Source organism: Trichocoleus sp. FACHB-46 (genome assembly GCF_014695385.1).
In the GTDB taxonomy this organism is placed as follows: domain Bacteria; phylum Cyanobacteriota; class Cyanobacteriia; order FACHB-46; family FACHB-46; genus Trichocoleus.
In genome coordinates this window covers 143,041-162,682 of sequence record NZ_JACJOD010000008.1, presented here as the reverse complement: position 1 = coordinate 162,682, position 19,642 = coordinate 143,041, and the positions used below count along the sequence as shown (strand labels likewise).

Sequence of the window (19,642 nt, the reverse complement as noted above, 5' to 3'; positions counted from 1 at the left end):
ATTGGAAGAGGGGCTGGGGGAGAGGGCTGACTCTACTCACTATCTGAAATTCTCACCATGTCCTATCACCGCCGATCGCTGAGCTTTGTAGTTGCTGCTTTATTACTGGCAGGTGGCACACCGTTGGATCACTTCAATCCTTTAGGGGCTTCGGTGGTGTTGGCGCAGTCGGAGACAGAGCAGGCGCAGATTACTGAGGCGGTTTATCTGAATCAGCAAGGGTATGACCAGTTTCGCCAGGGGCAGCCGCGAGAGGCGTTAGCAACGTTGCAAAAGGCGATCGCGATTTTTAAGGCGACGGGGGCTAAGGCGGGGGAGGCGCAAAGTCTGAATCACATTGCCAATGTCTACCACTACAGTTTGGGGCAGTACCCGAAGGCGTTGGAGTTCTATCAGCAGGCGCTGAAGTTGCGGCAGAAGATTGGCGATCGCGAGGGGGAATGGGCAACGCTGGCTGATATGGGGGTGGCTTATGGGGAGCAAGGACAATACACCAAGGCGCTGGAGTTTTACCAGAAGGCATTAGGGATCATTCGGCAGTTGGGCGATCGCAACAGTGAGAAGCTACGGCTGAATGAGGTTGCTAGTGTTTACTTCCGGTTGGGGCAATATCCGCAAGCGTTGGAAGCGTATCAGCAGGTGCTCAAACTTCAGCGGGAGGGGCGCGATCGCGAGGGCGAAGCCACGACGCTGGGTAATGTGGGCGTGGTGTATGTGAATCTGGGGCAGTACGCCAAGGCGCTGGAAAGTTATCGCCAAGCCTTAGCCATTTTTGATTCACTGCCCGCTTATCAAGGCACGAAGGCAACGATTCTCAATAATATGGGTGGGCTGTTTTTCAGCATTGGGCAGTACAAGGAAGCGCTGGATTCGACTCAGCAAGCTCTGGCGATTTTTAACAAGTTTAGCGATCGCCCGGATGCAGCCACGGCGTTTACTGAGTTGGGGTTGCTATACGAGATTGTGGGGCAATATTCCCAACCGTTGGAGTTTCAGCAGTCGGGCTTGGCGATGCGGCGGGATATTGGCAATGCCTTGAATCAGGAATCGATTACCAAGGTAGGTCAAGCCGCGACACTGAACAATATTGGGCGGGTCTATGCCAGGGTGGGCAAATACGACCAAGCACTGAAGCTGCATCAACAAGCGTTAGCGATTTACCAGGAACTCAGCGATCGCGCTGGGGAAGCCACCACGCAAAACAATTTGGGGCAGGTCTACGACAACCAGAAGCAAACGGATCAAGCGCTGAAGTTTTACCAGCAGGCGTTGCAACTCTACAAGCAGGTAGGCGATCGCACGGGGGAAGGGGTGGCGCTGAGCAACTTGGGCCACTCCTATGAGCAACAGGGACAGAATGCCCAAGCTTTGAAGTTCTATCAGCAAGCGCTCACGGTGCATCGGGAGGTGGGCGATCGCGTCAATGAGGGGGTGACGCTGAGCAGTATTGGTCGGATTTTGCATCGTTCCGGGCAACAATCGGAGGCGGAGAAAACGCTACGACAGGCGATCGCAATTTTGGAATCTTTGCGCCCAGGGCTGACGGATGCGGAGAAAGTCTCTATCTTTGAGACACAACAGAAAACCTATGGCACGTTGCAGCAAACGCTGATTGCCCATAAGCAGACCAATCCCGCTTTAGAAATTGCTGAACGCAGTCGTGCCCGTGCCTTTGTTGAGTTGCTCGCTCAACGCCTCAGCACCAACTCAACCACAGCTCCTGCTCTCAATCCTCCAACTCTGGCCCAAATCAAGCAGATTGCTAAAACTCAAAATTCAACGCTGGTAGAATATGCGATCGTGCAGGATATCGCTCCTTCGCAAGCTCCACAGCTATTCATTTGGGTGATTCAGCCCACAGGAAATATCAGTTTTCGCCAAGTCGAGTTAAAAGGTTTGCCTCAATCAGGAATTAATGCAGCGGATACTGCTTCCGTCTTGGAAAGTTTAGTCACGCAGGCAAGAGAAGCGATCGGCATCAAGGGTCGAGGATTGACGTTCCAAGAAGACACGACGACGGTGGCGAGAGCGATCGCCAAGGTAAACAACCAAACCAACCAACCACTGCAACAACTCCACCAATTACTGATTCAGCCGATCGCAGATCTCCTGCCTACTGACCCTAACGCCCACGTTACCTTTCTACCCCAAGAAGCCCTGTTTTTGGTCCCTTTTCCTGCCTTGCAAGCCAGCAATGGTCGCTACTTGATCGAGCAACACACTGTTCTCACCGCGCCTTCGATTCAAGTCCTAGACCTGACGCGTCAGAAACGCCAACAGCAATCAGGCAAAGCCAAAAATTTGCTTGTAGTGGGCAACCCCACCATGCCCAAAGTCAGCCTACCTCTCGGTGCCACCCCTCAACCACTCCCCAGCCTCCCTGGTGCGGAGCAAGAAGCTAAGGCGATCGCGGCCCTGCTAAAAACCCAAGCTTTAACTGGTAGCCAAGCGACTAAAACTACTATCTTGCAGCAGATGACCCAAACACGACTTGTCCATTTAGCTACCCACGGGCTATTGGATGACTTCAAAGGTTTGGGAGTACCAGGGGCGATCGCCTTAGCTCCTTCTGGTCGAGATAACGGCCTCCTGACAGCTAGCGAAATTCTTGACCTGAAGCTCAACACTGATTTAGTGGTTCTCAGTGCTTGCGATACTGGGCGTGGTCGCATTACTGGAGATGGTGTGGTAGGTCTCTCGCGCTCCTTTATTGCCGCTGGTGCCCCCAGCGTCATGGTCTCCCTCTGGCAAGTACCTGATGCGCCTACAGCAACTCTGATGACGCAGTTCTACCAGACACTGCAACAGCAACCAGATAAAGCCCAAGCTCTTCGCCAAGCCATGTTAGCCACGATGAAACAACATCCTGACCCGAAAGATTGGGCAGCCTTTACCTTAATTGGTGAAGCTCAATAGCTCCAATCGTTAACTAGAAGTGTCGATCACGGCGAGTAGGGTTTCGGCTTGAGCGCAAATTTGAGTGTGGCAAGTACCATTGCTGGCGAGGATACCACCCCACTGGCTGACATCTGCCTGGTTATACTGCAACAAACTGCCATCAAAGCGGGTCACTTTGCCACCTGCCTCGGTCAAAATCAGTTCTGGAGCTGCTAGATCCCAATCCTTCGGCGCTGATTTTCCTGACAAGGAGATATATAAATCTGCCTGTTGCTCCACGATCGCGGCAATTTTGCAACCAACACTGCCGATCGCCCGTTGATTTTGGCAAGGCAGTTGGCTCAAAAGCTGGACTAGCCTTTCCCCGCGATGGCTCCCGCTGACAACGACTGACAGATCTTCGATGCGATCGCGATCAGCCACTCGTAATTGAGTTACAGCACTGTCGCGTGTCTCTACAAACGTGCCATCACCCAAAGTTGCGTAGTAAAGTTTGCCGAGTTCTGGACAAACTACCACTGCTAATACGGGTCGTCCTGCATGAGCTAAAGCAATGTGAACCGCGTATTCTCCGGTGCGCTTGATAAAATCTTTCGTGCCATCCAGCGGGTCTACAATCCAGACCCAGGTATGCTGCAACCGCTCGGAGGGATTCTGCGCTTTGAAGGTTTCCTCCGTCAGGTAGCCAAACTCCACCGTGCCAAACGCAGCGTGGAGATTATTCAGAATGTAGTGGTTGGTGGCGACATCCGCAGCGGTGACAGGTCCATCCCCCTGGTCTTGGATATTTAAGTCTAGAGCTGACTCCCCTGCAACTGGATGGGGGTGGTAATAGGATTGCAAGATCTCAGCAGCGCCCCAGCCAATAGAGCGGGCGATCGCTAAAACAGATTCGACCGGAAATCCAGCGATTGATTGCAAGTTTGCCACTTAGGATTCCTTCGCTCCACTAATGGCTGCATCCTGACCCGAAGCGACCCAATAGCGACGACAGCTCCACATCAGAGCAGCACCGACAGCAATGTAAATCAGACCCCGAATTTCAAAACTGACTCCCGCCAGGCGTAAGCCTACCCCAATTCCCATCATGGCCAGAATCAGCGCGATCGTCTTAGCGCCAAACATCTGGAAGATGCTTTTAAAGGGGTTCGGCTCCTGTAACGTATCCACGCGATCGATCACCCGATTTGCAGTTCGATCGAGAATAATTTTTCCTTTCAACAAACCGATACTCAACGCAGCCGCTCCCCAGCCTAAATGCTTGGTATCCAGAAAGCCCAGATAAGGTAGATGAAACCAGAACACCAAACCCATCGTAAACAGACCAATCCCTACCAAAGTCCAGATACTAGCTGCAATCCAGAGGTGTTGCCTGCGAGTAAGACCGCCAGTCGTTTCAGTGCTTTCCATAACCTAGATGGGAGTCGCGCAATATCAGCATCATTATAGGACGGAGACAAAGTCGCAACGGATCTCTGGTAATGCCTCGTAGCAATTGCGGCATTTGCCCCAAATAGCACAGCGCCAGAGCTTAGGAATCAGCCTCCTGTAAACTCTGGCGCTGGTGTTTGTGATTGAGCGTTTCAGGGGCTAGGTAAAGCTACTGGCTAGAGTCACTGCTCGAACTGTAGCTGCACCAAGAACTTAACCCGCTCAAAGGTCGAATTTAGCAGCCGCCGATGGCGCTACCGCTGTTGTACTGGCTGCTGGAGCTAGAACTGCTGGGGCCAACTCGATAGATAGAGTTGCTCTGGTTGTCGAGGCTCTGGCTAACTTCTGCGGTCATCTCGCCAGCAGGACGGTTGCGATCGGAACTCATGGAACCAGGCATGGGACGCATGGTATTGCTGCCACTGTACTGGTTCTCACCAGATTGGTTCATTGCCATACTGTTATTCATCGGCATGTTGTTGTTATTCAAGCTGTTTGCTGTATAACCACCTGCAGGGCCTGCCGTCGCACCTGCACTAGGAGTAAAGCGGTTAGCTTGATAGTTAGATTGGTAAGACGAGTTGAAGGACTGAGTTGTATTACGCATGTCAGCGCTAGCAACACGCTCGCCATCTAATTCCCGCAAACGCTCCATTGTGTATCCACCTGCGGGGCCATAGGTTGGAGCCACCTCAGCGCTTCTATAAGACATGCCTGCAGCAGAGGAGTTACCACTCATGTTTGACTGATTTGCTTGCAGATTCTGCGAACCCAGGTAGCTGGAGTTAGCTTGCTCAGACCCACTGTAAGGTGAGCTCATGTTGATGTTGGACTGATCCATCGATTGAGTGCCATTTGCTTGCATTTGCTCCATCGTGGCTCCACCCGTGGGGCTATCGCTAGGAGTAACTTGGCCCGTGCTGGGTACACACTGAGTGGGGCTGTTGGAGTTAGCAGGGCTAGATTGCATTTGGGCTACTGCGGGCAATCCCAACAAAGCACTGACGCCAGCCACACCAGCTAGACTAACTACTTTCTTAAATGAGAAAAAATTCTGAGCGCTCATAAATACCTCGGGTTCCCGTAAAGAGATTAGTGATTTCAAAAACTTGGGCTAAAAATGTCAGCTCCTATACAAATTTGAGTGTAGAAGTCTGAGTGGTTTTAATTCTCTGCCACGAGTGGGATCTAACCCGAGCTAAGAGTAAGAGATAGATGGTGAGAAGCCACCAAAGAGCTGCTGAGCGATCGCTCTTAGGCGAGACACACCACAAAACCAACCTGCCCAAAGGTAGAACTCCCAGGTAAAACTTCTAGACCAGAAATCCTCACCCTCGCCAGAAGTGCCTTTTCTGAAGGAGCCTGCTACCTTGGAAGGCGGATGGGTCGTCGCTGTAAACAGCACAGGAGAATGATCATGCTGGAGTTGTACCAATTTGAGATGTCGCATTATTGCGAGAAGGTGCGGCTAATCCTGGATTACAAGGGATTGGCCTATCGCAAGATTGAAGTCACCCCTGGCATTGGGCAGTTAGACCTCTACCGAATGTCCGGGCAACGCCAAGTCCCGGTTCTAAAAGATGGCAACGAAGTGATTGCAGATTCAACGGCGATCGGTAAATATCTCGATCGCCAATATCCCGATCGCCCCGTTATCCCCACAGACCCCAAACAAAAAGGGCTGTGCTTCATGCTCGAAGATTGGGCCGACGAAGTCTTAGGTCTGAACGCCCGCAAAGCCATGCTCGCCGCCTTTAGCCAAAGTCCCGACTTTCGCACTGCTGCTCTACCCACTTCTACGCCTGCCTTATTGAAAAACTTGATCGGCTCAGTTCCTAGCGAAGTGTTAGACGTGCTGAGCTTTGGAGTTGGCATGGGACCCGATGCTTTGCATAGCGCCAAAGCCTCACTCAGACAAAACCTAGAAGCCCTAACCTTTATCCTGCTCGATCACCCGTATCTAATTTCCGATCAGCCTACCCTAGCTGATTTTGCTGTAGCAGGGCTGAGCATGTACATCAAATTCCCCTCTGGCCCTTACCTCGACATCCCTGAAGGACTCAAAGGCAAAGGAGTCCCTGGAGTTGCAGATATCGGCACCTTCGAGCCTTTCTTTAACTGGCGCGATCGCCTTTACACTGAATACCGCAAATCCTTCACTCCCGCTACCAGCCCCTCCAGTAGCACCAGACCCACCTCGATTGACATCGAGTAGCCCCCACCCTCTTACACGTAGAGAAAAACTCAGCACCCCAAACCCCTCTGGAGGAGGTCTGGAGGACGCAGCCGTCCTTCAGCGGAGGTTTGGGGCGGGTGCCCCCAAGCTCTTAATTCCACCAGTAGACAAACTCCGCCCAAACTTAAAAATCGTTTTTACACCAAGCAACCCCGTACAATCACCCTTCTGAAATAGATAGACTTAGCCTTCAGACAGAGCGATCTGCGCCAATCCAGTCGTTAATCTCGGAATGTTAAAACTTCAGTTTTGTTACCTGATTTTTTTACTAATACCGAGTTCTGCAAAAAACCATGACAAACTTGCGCGATCGAGATAGGGAAATTTACAACCAAGAATTACGCCGAGAAAATCAAATCGCTCGTGAGAATAATAGTGCTGCTAGCGGTTTGATGACAGGAATCCTCTTAACCTCCCTGCTTGGCTTGGGACTCGGTGCTTTCTTCCTATTTAACCGCGGAGCAGACAACTCAGCTCCTGCGGGCAACCAAACTATTATTGAGCGCACCCAAGAAATTCCAGTTCCTCAGCCTCAAGCTCCAGATGTGAAACCACCAGACGTTAATATCACATTGCCTAAAGTAGAAGCGCCCCCAGCTCCGGATGTGAACGTCAGCATTCCGAGCCCTGCGGCACCACAAGCTCCTGCTGCGGAAACCACTCCCGCTGATAGTGCTGCTCCTACAGGAGATGCCACTTCTACAGGAGAGACCGCTCCCGCTCAACCGTAGCTCAGCTAATGAAGTCCTAAGTAGTTTATGAGATTGGTGGATTAGCGAGGCACATCCCTCCAGAGCGTGCCTCGCTAATCCATTTAGGATGGCTATATAATCTTTTGGTTTTAGTAAAGGTGAAGGGTTTCGTTAGAGATCCTTCACCTTTTTTCATGGATGAAACCAATGCCAATCAAAATTTTTCTGAAAAGAGATTTTCTGAGGAGCAACGCAAGATTAAGTGCAGCGATCGCTTAACTGACAAATCTTCCCTATAAAAACATTTAAGTATTAGAACCAGAAGCATTGCTATATAACTTTTAAGCCCTAAAATAACTAGAATTAGTATTACTTGAATGAATTAGACCTAAGATAATTCAAAAGGTTGAGGAATTATTGGTCTAAAATCATCTGCCTCCATTAACCCGTCCAGGTGTGAGCAAGGGAGACTAGCGAGTTTATAAATGGATTTAGATAAACCCTTAGGTTCAGTCATTCAAGGCTCCCTTAGCCAAGGACTCGAAGTTCGCTTACACCCAGATGTCTCTGTAGAAGACATGCGAGTGGGCAAATTCTTGGTTGTTCAAGGAGCGCGATCGCGGTTCTTCTGCATGTTGACCGACGTAACCTTAGGAACCGCCAGCACCCGGATTTTCGCTAATCCTCCTGATCCAGGTAATACGTTTCTCCAAGAAGTTCTTGCAGGAACGGGCACGTTCGGCACCATCGACTTAACTCCAATGTTGATGTTTACACCCGAACCAGAAGAGCCTATTAGTTACTCGGCCAACAGTAAGGCCAAGAAAACCAAAGGTGGCAAAAATGCCCGTGCCGCTGAAGATAAAAGTGACTCTACAGCCAGCTTGCCACTGCTCGCTTCCCTCACACCTCAAAGCAGCAGCACGATCGAGTTAATGCCCGTTAAGACCATCCCTAGCCACTTTAGCCAGGTGCATGAAGCCAGCGAGCGGGATTTCCGAGCCGTTTTTGGTTGGGAAGATGACCCCCATCGTCGCAACTTTGCGATCGGGCAACCGATTGATATGGACGTGCCTATCTGCGTCGATTTAGATCGCTTCGTCGAACGTAGTAATGGAGTATTTGGAAAATCAGGGACCGGGAAGTCTTTCCTAACTCGGTTGTTGCTGTCAGGAATTATCCGCAAACAAGCGGGAGTCAACCTGATTTTTGATATGCACTCGGAGTATGGCTGGGAAGCCGTCCGCGAAGGCAAGCAGTTCAGCACAGTGAAGGGGCTCAGGCAACTCTTTCCCGGTCAGGTGCAGATCTACACCCTCGACACCGAATCCACTAAGCGCCGCGGAGTCCGAGACGCTCAAGATCTCTTTATCAGCTTTGACCAGATTGATGTGGAAGACCTAATGCTGGTACGCGGAGAACTCAACCTATCTGAAGCCAGCCTAGAAAACGCCATTATTCTCCGCAATGAGTTTGGCAAATCTTGGATTACTCGCCTGCTCTCTATGAGCAACATGGAAATTCAGGAGTTTTGCGAAACCAAGATGGGCAGCAAGTCTTCCATCATGGCATTGCAGCGCAAACTCAACCGCCTAGAAGAACTGAAATATATTCGTAATACTTGCCCTCACAACTACGTGGGTCAAATTCTCGATTCCATTGATGCGGGCAAGCACGTGGTGATTGAGTTTGGCTCGCAGTCCAACATGCTCTCTTATATGTTGGCGACGAATGTGATTGCGCGTCGGATTCACGCTGCTTATGTGCAAAAAGCCGAGAAGTTTTTACAAAGCAAGAACCCCAGCGATCGTCCCCAGCAACTCGTCATCACAATTGAAGAAGCCCACCGCTTTCTCGACCCTAGCACCGTCAGCCAAACCATCTTCGGCACGATTGCCCGTGAGATGCGGAAATACTTCGTCACCTTATTGGTAGTAGACCAACGACCTTCAGGGATCGACAACGAAGTCATGTCTCAGATTGGCACCCGCATCACCGCGCTCCTCAACGACGAGAAGGATATTGATGCCATCTTTACCGGAGTGTCGGGGGCGCAAAGCCTCCGTTCCGTATTATCTAAGCTAGACTCAAAACAGCAAGCTCTAATTCTAGGCCATGCAGTGCCGATGCCTGTGGTCATTCGCACTCGCCCTTACGACGAAACCTTTTATGCCGAGATTGGGGATGTACCCTGGGAAGAGATGCCTACAGCGGCAGTCTTCAAAGCCGCAGAGTCTGCTAAAGCGGACTTAGGTTTCTAGTCCTGTGAGATTTTTCGAGACCAATGGGCAAAAGACCCGGATAGAGGCTACGTCTTTGCATTAATCAATGAGGCTTTCTCCCTAAAAAGCCTCTGAATCAGTTCGGTTTTCCCTATGCTAAATGGCCCTTCGGTCAGGGAAAACTGCGCCATTATAGTAGAAGAACTGCTTAGAGCACAGCTACAGAAATGTCACTTCGCTAAAGTTAGAGCTAGAATAGAAAATTTTCCAGTAGATTCTTCGGTTTTGCCTAACGGGATCATACTCTAGGATGAATCTTTTTTGCTTTCCTGGAGTCTAAACTTATAGCACAATCGAGTAAAGTAAACTCATACTGAGTACGACCTTTTAGAGTTTCTTGCCACTACTTAGGTCAAATAATATGGAATCGGGTCCACCTGCATCCTGAAAGTTACGGGCACGAAGTTTTAAGCTAATTCATCACCTGTAGACAGAGGTTAGCTTTATCCTCTGCATTTGGACTTCTCTGACCTAGGCGATTTGAGGTTGGTTAGGGAAGAGCTTGCTTATTGTGTCTGGTTGGCTGCCCGTTCCCACTTCAAGCTTTCAATCGCTCTCTATTTCGCCCCCACTTCTCTTTAATCTACTTTTACTGAGTTCATCACAGATCCATGCCTACTGCCAATTCTAAAACAAAGACTGCTAATCCCATGTTCACCGTTGACATGGTACGCACCTACCTCCATGAAATTGGACGAGTGCCTCTGCTAACCCATGAACAAGAAATTGTGTTTGGGAAGCAGGTCCAGCAGATGATGTCTCTATTAGAAGCCAAGGAAAAGCTGGCGAAAAAGTTGCGTCATGAGCCAACTCAAGCGGAGTGGGCAGCGCAAGCTAAGCTCAGCGAAGAAGAGTTGACAAAAACTCTGCGTCAGGGCCACCGAGCCAAGCAAAAGATGATTGAAGCGAACCTGCGCTTGGTCGTGGCGATCGCGAAGAAATACCAGAAGCGCAACCTGGAGTTCCTGGACTTGATCCAAGAAGGCACCCTAGGACTGGAGCGCGGTGTAGAGAAGTTTGACCCGACTCGTGGTTATAAGTTCTCGACCTACGCCTACTGGTGGATTCGCCAAGCCATTACTCGCGCGATCGCTCAGCAAGCTCGGACTATCCGTTTGCCCATCCACATCACCGAGAAGCTGAATAAGATCAAGAAGGTGCAGCGTGAGCTAGCCCAGAAATTAGGTCGGGCTGCTAGCCCTGCTGAGATTGGAGAAGCTCTAGAACTAGAGCCTGCGCAAATTCGGGAATACCTGACGATGTCTCGTCAACCCGTTTCTTTAGATCTTCGTGTCGGTGACAACCAAGACACCGAACTGCAAGACCTCTTGGAAGACGAAGGGCCTTCGCCTGAGCACAATATGACTCAGGAGTTGCTCCGCCAAGACTTGCAAGACTTGTTGGCAGAACTCACCCCGCAACAGCGAGAAGTTTTGACCCTCCGCTTCGGCCTGAATGATGGCAAAGAGTTGTCTCTAGCCAAAGTCGGTGAACGCCTCAATATTAGTCGTGAGCGTGTGCGCCAACTAGAGCACCAAGCCCTCAATCACTTGCGCCGTCGTCAGGAGAGCGTACGTGAGTACTTGGCCAGCTAACCACTTTAAACAGGGATGCTCAAGCGTGTCCCTGTTTTTTATCTACTTATTTTTATCTATTTAAAGTTCTGAACAAGATATTGAACTTGTGGTCAGGAATCGGGAACTAAACTCTTGTAGAACTGAACAGTAACCTTAGCAACACCCTTTTGGGTGTGTCCTCACAACTCCCGGAAACCTACCTCTAGATAGCAACTAACTCTCTCATTTGATTGAACAGTTGTACAGGTATTCTGGGTTACGGTGTGAGTGTTGAGGTTTGTCGTTGAGTCTTGATGGAGGAAACTACGGTGACCAATCCATGCATCCGTTCTCTCTCGCCGTGGCGTACTCTGCAACGCATTACCCAGCCAGCTTTGGGCATTTTGCTGCTAACGAGTCTCTCTGGTGTTGCGCTACAAGCTGTGAACGCAGCTGAGTCTACCTCTGCGGTTGTGTCGGTACGCCAGCTGGAGCGGCAACCCTTAACGCCAGCACCAACCGCCAAGGCGATCGCCAAGCAAGCAGCTCCTAGCAAAAATTCTGTTAAAAGCTCTGCGAATAGCAAGAATAGTCCTCTGGCTGACGGTACCTATCTATATGGTGAGGCAGCCGAGCCAGAGCAAGTTGGTAGTGCTTACATGGTGTTTCAGGTAACTAAAGGCAAAGTCGTTGGCGCATTCTACATGCCACGATCGTCCTTCGATTGTTTCTCTGGCAGTTTTGAGCCAGGCAAATTAGCGTTGAACGTGGTTGATACCTACGAGAAAACCACACATCCCTTCGCGATCGCCTTGGAGCAAAACAGCACCATCGCCTCGAATAGCAATAAGCCTGCTGTGGCCGAAATTGGCTTGCAAGGCTTCCAGCGCCTAGCTAAGGTCAGCGCCAACGACCAGCGCATCTTGGGTATGTGTCAGACCAACTCCCAAAAAAATCAAGCTAAATAGAACATTTGCTCGCTAGCTCAGCTAAGGCTCGGTAGACTGGGGAAAGCCACGCTATCAATCTGGTTATGCCTCGCTTTCTCCACGTTGCTGATGTGCACTTAGGGCTCGATCGCTACGACACTCCCCAGCGCACCAAGGATTTCTTCTTAGCTTTTCGGGATGTACTGGAGCGTTACGCCATTGATGAGCAAGTTGACTTTGTCTTAATTGCGGGTGACTTGTTTGAGCATCGGCAAGTGTTGCCCGCAGTGCTGAACCAGGCCCAGGTTTGCTTTGAGATGCTGCGAGAAGCCGGTATTCCAGTATTGGCAATTGAGGGCAACCATGACAACCGCCCCTACGCCACCAAAACCAGTTGGCTGCGCTACATGGCTGACTGGGAATATGTGATTCTGCTAGAGCCTAAAGAAGACACGGAAGATGGAGCTAGCCTCTTTGATCCTTGGACACCAGAAGCCAAAGCAGGTGGCTATATCGACTTACCCTGTGGGGTGCGGGTCTTAGGCTCCCGTTGGTATGGCGCGTCCGCTCCCCAAATGATTGAGAAGTTGGCCCATAGTATTCAGCAACTGCCACCAGGACCACCACACACCGTCATGATGTTTCATCACGGCATGGATGGCCAGATTGCTCGTTATACTGGGGCGCTGAGGCTAGAAGCTGTAAATCCTTTGCGGGAAGCAGGAGTGGAGTATCTAGCTTTAGGTCATATCCACAAGAACTACGAACTAGAAGGCTGGATTTTTAACCCTGGCTCGATTGAAGCCAATAGCATCGCTGAAAATCTCCAGCAAACCCCTCGTGGTGCCTATCTAGTCGAGATCAACGGGACGGGAATCCGAGCTGAGCTAAAGCAAGATTATTATCAGCGCCGGATGATCCGTCTCAATCTGGAGGCAAATAAGCAGCAAACGCAAGCAGAACTGGAACAAGCAGCGATCGCCTACATCCAATCCGCAGCGAAATCTGGCAAAACCCCAGACGCCATTGTAGAGCTACGAATTCACGGTCAGGTCGGCTTCAACCGCTTGGATCTCAATGTGCGCGATTTACGAGACGAGCTGCATCAACTCAGTGAAGCGCTGATCTTTTTGCTAAAATACGACGCGATCGGCACCGAATACGAAACACCAATGATTGGCAATGGTGAGGAACCACCACCCCGCACCGCAATCGAGCTACAAGCCTATACCGATTTGTTAGCTGCCAATAATGCCTATCAAGATCAAGCAGGAGCGATTGCGAAAGGCTTAGTAGAACTGAAGGACTTAGTGCTCGACAACCGCCCCGAAGCTGAACTCTACGAACTCGCCCAACAACTGCTGAAAGACCCTACAACTTAGAGGGCTTCTCGTTCGACGCGGATTAAGTTTTCGGTGACGTTTTCGAAGGTGTCATCGTGGCTGATGATGAAAAGTTGCCGGAAGGATTTGATGTTGGCGATCGCTTCAGCTAACTGTTCTCGCCGTGCCCGATCCATATTGGTAGTGGGTTCATCAAAGAAGGCAACATCAATATCTGCCAAAACTTTGAGTAGAGCTAGACGCACTGCCAGAGCCGCACACATTTGCTCACCCCCTGACAGACTCCTGAACGTGCGCCAGTAACCGCCTTCTTGAATGCGGATTTCGTAATCACCCGTCCACTCCAGGGCCACATTTTGGCGGTTGATTAGTTCGCGGAAGAGTTTGTCAGCTTCGCGAGAAATTTCCTCAATGTAGAACTTGGTAATGCGTGGGCCTGCTTGGTTGTAGACTTGGCGGGCATCACTGATAAACTGCTGCACTCGTTGCCGTTCTAGCAAATTAGCTTGAGCTTTTGTGCGTTGGTCGGCGATCGCTTGTAGCTCTGCTAGTTGGTGCTCAATTTGATAGAGGAATTTCTGCTTTTGGGGCAACCCTCCCTCAATTTGGTCTTTTTGGCTGCGAATCGCGTTGTAAGTGGCTTCCACTTCTTGCAGATGCTGCGGGTCGTAAGTTTCTGCTAGTTGCGCTAATTGGGCCTGCACGATCGCTTGGTTAGTAGTTAAGGTGCTGAGTTGGGCGATCGCGGCCTCAAAATTTGCTTCTAGAGTCGGCAATTGCTCTGCATCTTTTTGGTTTTGCAGATACAGGTCGCGTGCGTTTTGGTGTCTTGCTTTCTGGTTTTTTTGTGTTTCTATCTGGTCGGGCAAATCCGCAAATTCTGCCAACTGAGCTTCTAGGTGAGTGACTGCTTGAGCAACTTCCATCTGAGCTTGCTGAGCTTGGTTATATTGCATCTGCAATTGGGCTTGTTGCTGTAATTCTTGCTGGCGAAGTTGACTCCGACCTCTAGGATTTCCTAGGGCAGCTATCTCAGTGGCAATTTGTGTCTTTTGTTGTTGCAACGTCGCTTGACTGACGAGTTGAGTCTGAAGGTATTGGAGCTTAGCTTGCAGTTCTGCTGTGTCTTGTTGCAAGGCAGTTTGCTTATTGAGCAAAGATTCTAGCCCAGCAAAGTGAGTACGCTGTTGATAGGCTGTTTCCAGTTGGCGCTTTACTTCGCCTAGCTGTTGCTCTAGTTTGCTGGCAGAAACCTGCTCCGATAAATCGCCTAGGATTTGCTGCAAGTTTTCGAGAATTTCGTTGTTCAGGTCTACTCCCGCCTGAAGCGTGTCTAAAGCTGAGTCTACTGAAGCAGCCAGCAATGGTACCGATCGCTGAAGTTCCTGCAAACCTGCGATCGCAGTTTCCGCATCCCTTAAGTAGCGATCGCGTTGAGTTTGGCCATGAGAGACGATCTGGCTGAGGTCAGCTTCAAATTGTTTAGCAGCGGCAATGCGGCTGAGCTGTGCTTGCAGGCGATCGCGTTGTTGCTCCCAGGTGGGAATTTGTTCCAAAACAGCCTCAAAGCTACGAATCCGCTCAATTTCTGCGTTGAGATGTTCCAGTTCACCTTTTAACTTGGCTAATTGCTTAGTGACGTTCTGCCGCTCTAACTCGGCGCTAAACAGTTGTTGGAGTTGTTGGGCGATCGCTTCCTGATTTTGCTCTAGCTCAGTCTGTTGTTGAATCAGGGGTTGCAGTTGTTCAATTTCTTGCTGGGCTGCGGTTAGGCTTTCGAGTTGTAGAGTCAGTTTAGTGAGCTTGGCTTGCGAGTTCTCCCAAGTCATTTGATAGCCTTGGCGCTGTTTCAGCAGAGCTTGCTGCTGTTTGCTTTGGCGATCTAGGGCTTGCAAGGCAGATTCTGCTTGTAAAAAGGTTTGATAACCCGCTCGATTGGCTTCGCAGGTGGCTACTGCTTGCTTCGCTCTCTGGAGCGACTGTTCTAGCAACACATTGGTTTGGCGCTGTCCAGTCAGTTGCGCCTGCAAAGTCGAGAACTGAACTTCGAGTTGCTGGATTTGGTGCGATTGAGCGGTGAGCCGATCTTTTTGATGCTGAAGTTGCTCCAGTTGGATTTGAAGTTGCTGTAAAGCAGTCTTATCCTTGGTTACTTCTTGCTGCAAATCCGCCCGCTGAGTGTGCAGCAGATCCCAATCGCGCAGGTTCTCGGTATAGTACGCGATCGCCCGCTCTAGTTCCTGAACTTGCTGCTGAGCATACTTTTCTAAATCTCTCGATTTCTCAAAAGCTTGTTTGTACTCATCCACGCGCAGGATGCGATCGAAGACTTTGCGCCGCTCGTCTGCTGCTTTCTTAAAGTCTTCAGTAAAGGTGCCTTGCGGAATGCCAATGGTATCAGCAAACAATTTGGGCAAGTCAGTTTCTTTGGCAACGCCCAAATGTTCTTTCAGCCAAGGCAAAACATCACTGACATTCTTCAGGTCTAGTCGTTGACGAATTTGTGGGTCAAAAATCTCATAGCCCTTGCTGGTACAACGCTGCACACGATACGTGCGCCCATCCCCTCTGGAAGTAAAGGTGACACTGACTTGAGCGCTGGCTGCACCCCGACGGATTAATTCTTCTTTGGTATAGCTGGAGTAATTAAACAGCGCCCAAGCGATCGCCTCTAAAATGCTGGTTTTGCCTGCCCCATTTTCTCCACAAATCGCGTTGGTTCCGGGCTGAAACTCAAAGTAGCGATCGCTGTGAACCTTAAAGTTTTTGAGACTAATCGAAAGAATTTCCATAAACTCAATTCTAGAGTTTGGATTTCGGCTTGGAGGGGCTGCTCAGTTATTCGAGGATCCATCCATCAAAACCTAACCCCTAGCCCCTTCCCTAGTAGGGAAGGGGAACTAGATTCAAAGTCCCTCTCCGCTCCGGAGAGGGGTTTGGGGAGAGGTCAGTTTTACTCTGCATGGTGATAGCACCTAAAATTCGATTCCAGGCTGAGCCTTGATGCCTTGTTCCTTGAAAGGGTGCTTGACTAAGGTCATTTCGGTCACTAGATCGGCCCGCTCAATCAAAGCCGCAGGTGCTCCACGGCCAGTCAAAATGACGTGAGAATCCTCTGGTTTCTGCTCTAGACCTGCCAACACGTCCTCAACCGCTAAGTAGCCCAGCTTTAAGGCAATATTCACTTCATCTAGCAGCACCAAGCGAAATTCTGGATTACGGATATAGGTTAAAGCGGTATTCCAAGCTTCCTGAGCTTTTTGGATGTCGCGATCGCGGTCTTGAGTTTCCCAGGTAAAGCCCTCACCCATCGCATGAAATTCCAGTTGCTCACCCCAATGGCTAAAGGCTGCTTTCTCCGCTGGCTCCCAAGCGCCCTTAATGAATTGCACGATCGCCACTTTGTAACCGTGACCGAGCGATCGCAGCACCATCCCCAAAGCAGCGGTAGTTTTACCTTTACCGTTGCCCGTATTGACCACAATCAAGCCTTTTTCCAGCGATCGCTCAGCTAGGCGTTGTTCTTGCACTTCTTTGCGCCGCTGCATCTTTTGCCGATACTGCTCATCCGTCAGACCCACTGCTGCTTCGGGTGAAGCTGAGTCTGTAGCCGCTGAGGTGTCAAGATTTGGATTCATTGAACTAGTTATCCGAAAGGCTCTGTAGCGATCTTAAAGTCTAAGTCGAAGCTCGGTGGAACGGCGGCTAATTTAACCAACTTAATCGAAATCCCCCAAGCAGTCATCCCAAGGCTGCTCTTCTGAGTCTTCTGCCAAAGCTGCCATATCGCCGTTGTAGTGAGCATTGATCGACATTGCTTTCTGTTGCAGTCGCTCTGGGACATAACGTAGATCTACAGGCAAGCCGTGGACTACCAAAAACTCAGCCAATTGCTGAGGATGTAGATAAACTCCCTCGGCATGTAGTCGTTTCAGCATGTGACTAAAGCTATGCCAATGCTGCTGAGATGATGAATGAGAAGTGGTGTGGTGCAACGCAGAAGAAGGCAAGGCTGGAGGTTTAGGCATGGCATGACCTCAGAAACAGGCTGAGCAGTTAAATATGCCGTATTAGCTTTTTGATGAAGTTTTTTATGGCGTTGTCTCCAGTTTATCTTGTTTCTTCGCCTACATAGGTTGACTAAAACGGAGCAGATATTGTAATGCTTAAGACGAAAAACTGCAAAGGAATGCCCTTAGGCGCGGCATACTCACCCAAGCGATAGAGAAAGCCGTAAGAACCCTTACTTTGAGGAGGTTTGCTTGGAGAATCCCAGCAGTTTCCGTAGTTTTATTGAGCTGATTTCAGACGTGGGTGTTAAACTGTAGCAGTTGGTGTTTGAGGTCGCGTATAAAGCCTTGAAACTCCTTTCCTTGGTCGGGTACCCGTGGAGACCACTTTGGTACCTGGAAATGAAATTGAAACGGAAACGGCAGTGCGATCCCGCACTGTCTTGGGCTGACCGTTGTGAAGCACCCAGTATGAGCTGATCGGCCTGTAACTACCAGGTTCGCGATTGCTAGTAGATACTCTTGCTGAGTCAGAGGATAAGCAACCCTATCTCTAGAAATAGTGGCGAACTGGGTCGATCGCGCTCCTTAGGTGGAGTCTTTTTTGAATTAAATAGCTGGATTAATGGTTCTGATGTTTTTCAGATTTATCAGAGCTTTTAGTCAAGGGATATTGACCTGTACGATGTCCTTTTTCATCTGGCCTAGGGAATTCTGTGCCTAGGTTTAGTTGATGCAGCAAACATAAGTTTTGAGTCTGTGGAGTTCTGCCACTACTGGACAGAACGACAGAATCGAATCTCTTGGCTGCTTGGGTACCTACTCACCTAAGCGTTGCCAACTTCGTTGACCAATCGGATCACATGACTTTGAAAGTTTCTTTCAAGGTTGCAGATAAGAAAACCTAGTAGCGTTTGAGTTGATTGAACTGGGCTTCCTAGCTCGTTTGTCAATCGCGATCGCATTAGGTAGCTGCGTGTCCATTTCTCCTCTTCTTTATGCTTTTTGTTCTTTTTGGAGCGTACAAATGTCGAAATTGCTCAGCCACAAAATCGCACCCGCCCCCATGCCTGCTGAAATCAGCGTCGTTGATTTAATCGACGGCTATTTCACAGCTTACAACTCCGCTCGCCTGCGCGAGATTTGTCACTTACTGAGCCAAGAAGTGATGCAGGAGGGCGTGACTGTTGGGGTGAGTTTGTCTGGCGCGATGACTCCGGCGGGCTTTGGAGTTTCAGTCCTAGCTCCCCTAATTCGGAATGGCTTTATTGACTGGATGATCAGCACGGGCGCTAATCTCTACCATGACATGCACTATGGTTTGGGGTTGAGCCTCTATTCCAGCAATCCCTTTTTGGATGACGTGAAACTACGTCAAGAAGGCCGCATCCGAATCTACGATATTGTGTTCCACTACGATGTGCTACTGGAAACCGACGCCTTCATTCGCGAGATTTTGCGGGCGGAACCGTTCCAGAAGCGGATGGGTACGGCGGAATTTCACCATTTGCTCGGCAAGTATGTCCGAGAAGTAGAGAAGCAACTCGGTGTGCAGAATTCTTGCCTGTTGGCAACAGCCTATGAGTGCGGCGTTCCCATCTATACCTCTTCTCCCGGAGACAGCTCGATTGGCATGAACGTAGCTGCTTTGGCGCTAGAAGGCTCTGAGTTGGTGATTGATCCTTCCTTGGATGTGAATGAAACCGCAGCGATCGCCTATGCAGCGCGCGAGTCTGGTGTCGCTGGTGAAGAAGGTAAGAGTGCCGCGCTAATCATCGGCGGTGGCAGTCCTAAGAACTTCCTATTGCAAACGCAACCCCAACTGCATGAAGTATTGGGGCTAGAGGAACGAGGTCACGACTACTTTATCCAAGTCACTGATGCTCGCCCAGATACAGGTGGTCTTTCCGGGGCTACTCCTAGCGAAGCTGTGAGTTGGGGCAAGGTTGACCCGGATGAACTGCCTAGCACGATTGTTTGCTACACCGACAGCACGATCGCGCTACCCATCATGACCGCTTATGTGATCAACCAATGTGCGCCTCGTTCCCTGAAGCGGCTCTACGATCGCCGGGAAGAAATGCTGGCGAAACTGAAGGCTGACTACTTGGCAGCAAAAGCGGAATCGGCAACAGAGCGATCGCTGGTGGCTGTGGCTGAGACTATCAAGAGCGAAGCAGCCAAGCGCGAACCTGTGGCAACTTATCCCTGCGGCACTCCGATTCGCAAATAAACGTCACTTCTGAGTGAACGTCTTCACTCAAA

At 50.1% G+C, this 19,642-nt stretch carries 15 protein-coding genes; 8 read left to right on the top strand and 7 right to left on the bottom strand.

The features are described 5' to 3' along the window. The first annotated feature begins 57 nt into the window (after positions 1-57). Positions 58-2,916 carry a CHAT domain-containing tetratricopeptide repeat protein gene (locus H6F72_RS05490; protein ID WP_190432557.1) on the top strand — a complete coding sequence of 953 codons (2,859 nt, stop codon included), beginning with the start codon at positions 58-60 and terminating at the stop codon, positions 2,914-2,916. A 9-nt stretch (positions 2,917-2,925) separates the two neighbouring features. Here H6F72_RS05490 and H6F72_RS05485 read toward each other — a convergent pair whose 3' ends face one another. From H6F72_RS05485 to H6F72_RS05470, 4 genes are all read right to left on the bottom strand, one after another. Next, positions 2,926-3,828: an inositol monophosphatase family protein gene (locus H6F72_RS05485; protein ID WP_348252171.1), complete on the bottom strand. Its 903-nt coding sequence runs from the start codon at positions 3,826-3,828 to the stop codon at positions 2,926-2,928. Next, entirely contained in the window at positions 3,829-4,308 is a 480-nt protein-coding gene (locus H6F72_RS05480) for a hypothetical protein (RefSeq protein ID WP_190432556.1), read from the bottom strand. 256 nt (positions 4,309-4,564) lie between these two features. Beyond that, positions 4,565-5,395, bottom strand: coding sequence for a hypothetical protein (locus H6F72_RS05475; RefSeq protein WP_190432553.1), 831 nt, complete (start codon positions 5,393-5,395; stop codon positions 4,565-4,567). 132 nt (positions 5,396-5,527) lie between these two features. Beyond that, positions 5,528-5,779: a hypothetical protein gene (locus H6F72_RS05470; protein WP_190432552.1), complete on the bottom strand. Its 252-nt coding sequence runs from the start codon at positions 5,777-5,779 to the stop codon at positions 5,528-5,530. On the opposite strand from H6F72_RS05470, the gene H6F72_RS05465 reads away from it, so the two are divergent. From H6F72_RS05465 to H6F72_RS05440, 6 genes are all read left to right on the top strand, one after another. Further along, on the top strand, positions 5,771-6,544 hold the full coding sequence (locus H6F72_RS05465) for a glutathione S-transferase family protein (protein ID WP_370527447.1): 774 nt from the start codon (positions 5,771-5,773) through the stop codon (positions 6,542-6,544). The two genes, H6F72_RS05470 and H6F72_RS05465, sit on opposite strands and share 9 nt — an antisense overlap. Before the next feature lie 314 nt (positions 6,545-6,858). Continuing rightward, on the top strand, positions 6,859-7,296 hold the full coding sequence (locus H6F72_RS05460; RefSeq protein WP_190432548.1) for a hypothetical protein: 438 nt from the start codon (positions 6,859-6,861) through the stop codon (positions 7,294-7,296). 446 nt (positions 7,297-7,742) lie between these two features. After that, positions 7,743-9,518, top strand: coding sequence for an ATP-binding protein (locus H6F72_RS05455; protein WP_190432546.1), 1,776 nt, complete (start codon positions 7,743-7,745; stop codon positions 9,516-9,518). Between the two features lie 632 nt (positions 9,519-10,150). Continuing rightward, on the top strand, positions 10,151-11,134 hold the full coding sequence (locus tag H6F72_RS05450) for an RNA polymerase sigma factor, RpoD/SigA family (protein WP_190432542.1): 984 nt from the start codon (positions 10,151-10,153) through the stop codon (positions 11,132-11,134). A 290-nt stretch (positions 11,135-11,424) separates the two neighbouring features. Further along, a complete protein-coding gene (locus H6F72_RS05445) occupies positions 11,425-12,063 on the top strand; it encodes a hypothetical protein (RefSeq protein WP_190432540.1) in 639 nt (212 codons plus the stop codon). Positions 12,064-12,128: 65 nt separating this feature from the next. After that, positions 12,129-13,406 carry a DNA repair exonuclease gene (locus H6F72_RS05440; RefSeq protein WP_190432539.1) on the top strand — a complete coding sequence of 426 codons (1,278 nt, stop codon included), beginning with the start codon at positions 12,129-12,131 and terminating at the stop codon, positions 13,404-13,406. Here the strand turns inward: H6F72_RS05440 and H6F72_RS05435 are convergent. From H6F72_RS05435 to H6F72_RS05425, 3 genes are all read right to left on the bottom strand, one after another. Next, positions 13,403-16,159: an AAA family ATPase gene (locus H6F72_RS05435; protein WP_190432537.1), complete on the bottom strand. Its 2,757-nt coding sequence runs from the start codon at positions 16,157-16,159 to the stop codon at positions 13,403-13,405. The two genes, H6F72_RS05440 and H6F72_RS05435, sit on opposite strands and share 4 nt — an antisense overlap. Positions 16,160-16,342: 183 nt before the next feature. Then, entirely contained in the window at positions 16,343-17,005 is a 663-nt protein-coding gene (cobO, locus tag H6F72_RS05430) for a cob(I)yrinic acid a,c-diamide adenosyltransferase (protein ID WP_190432536.1), read from the bottom strand. Between the two features lie 81 nt (positions 17,006-17,086). After that, positions 17,087-17,395 (bottom strand): hypothetical protein, encoded by a 309-nt coding sequence (locus tag H6F72_RS05425; protein WP_190432534.1) that lies wholly within the window; start codon positions 17,393-17,395, stop codon positions 17,087-17,089. A gap of 1,009 nt (positions 17,396-18,404) precedes the next feature. Between H6F72_RS05425 and speY the strand changes: the two genes are divergently transcribed. Continuing rightward, positions 18,405-19,610, top strand: a complete 1,206-nt coding sequence (speY, locus tag H6F72_RS05420; RefSeq protein WP_190432532.1) for a deoxyhypusine synthase — start codon at positions 18,405-18,407, stop codon at positions 19,608-19,610. Positions 19,611-19,642: the final 32 nt, after the last annotated feature.